The sequence below is a fragment of the Mycobacterium sp. DBP42 genome, from assembly GCF_005924235.1.
Classification (GTDB): domain Bacteria; phylum Actinomycetota; class Actinomycetes; order Mycobacteriales; family Mycobacteriaceae; genus Mycobacterium; species Mycobacterium syngnathidarum.
On the sequence record NZ_VCMY01000104.1, the window covers coordinates 1 to 1,074 of the forward strand.

General features: G+C 63.3%; 1 protein-coding gene. It reads right to left on the reverse strand.

Annotation, left to right across the window (positions count from 1 at the left end):
• Positions 1-967: IS481 family transposase (locus E0T84_RS31570; protein ID WP_064917836.1), on the reverse strand; the 967-nt coding region annotated here is incomplete at its 3' end.
• Between the last annotated feature and the right edge of the window lie 107 nt (positions 968-1,074).

Genomic DNA, 1,074 nt, shown 5'->3' on the forward strand with positions numbered 1-1,074 from the left:
TGTTCTTCACGGGTAGGTTGTGAACGCGTAGGCGCTCGATTGGTGTCATTCCGCCGATGCCGGTGTGGGGTCGGTGGTGATTGTAGTGATGCAGCCAGTGCTGGTAGGTTCCGGCGCGTTCGGCCTCAGAGCGGTAGGTCTGCGCATAGGCCCATTCGGTGGTCAGGGTGCGGTTGAATCGCTCGACTTTGCCGTTGGTCTGTGGCCGGTAGGGCCGGGTCCTCTTGTGGGTGATGTCGGGGCCGAGCGCTTCAGCGAAATTCTTTGACCGGTAACAGGATCCATTGTCGGTCAACACTCGTTTGACGGTGATGCCGTGGTCGGCGAAGAACGCGTTGGCGCGTTTCCAGAATCCCGCGGCGGTTTCTTTGCGTTCGTCGGTGAGGTCCTCGGAGTAGGCCAGCCGGGAGTGGTCATCAACGGCGTGGTGCAAGAACGTGTATCCCATGCCGCAGCGGTTGCGCCGGCCGGCTTGGCGACCCAGCTTGCGATGGCCGCCCCCGTCGGGGATGCGGCCCAGTTTCTTGACGTCGACATGGACCAAGTCGCCGGGAGCCGGGTGCTCATAGCGGCGGGGTTTGGGCCGGCGTACCGGTAACCCGGTGTTTTGGTCCAGGTGCCGCAGCAATGGCATCCGGTAGCGGCGCAGCACCGCCTCAACGGTCGAGCGTGGCAGGTGCAGGTAAGCGGCGATGCGATGTGGGCCCCAGCGCCGGGTGAAGCGCAGGTTGACGATGCGCCGCTCACGTCGTTTCGGCAACCGCAACGGACTGCGATGCGGCCGGCTGGGCCGGTCTACCATCGCTGCTTCGCCACCGTCGCGATAACGGTCGGCCCATTTCTTGGCTGTGGCCACCGAACATTGGAACCGCTCAGCCGCGCGCCGCAAACTCCAGCCCTGATCAACAACCGCCTGCGCAAGCCGCAACCGCCCACGAGGAGTCAACGAAGCATTAGCGTGGACCATGAGGACCTCTCGGTAATCGGATGTGCGTGTTTGGTAACCACACCGATACCGGAGGTCCTCACCTACTTCCGCTCACCACGCCGTTCACAACCTGTCTGGGAGTTACA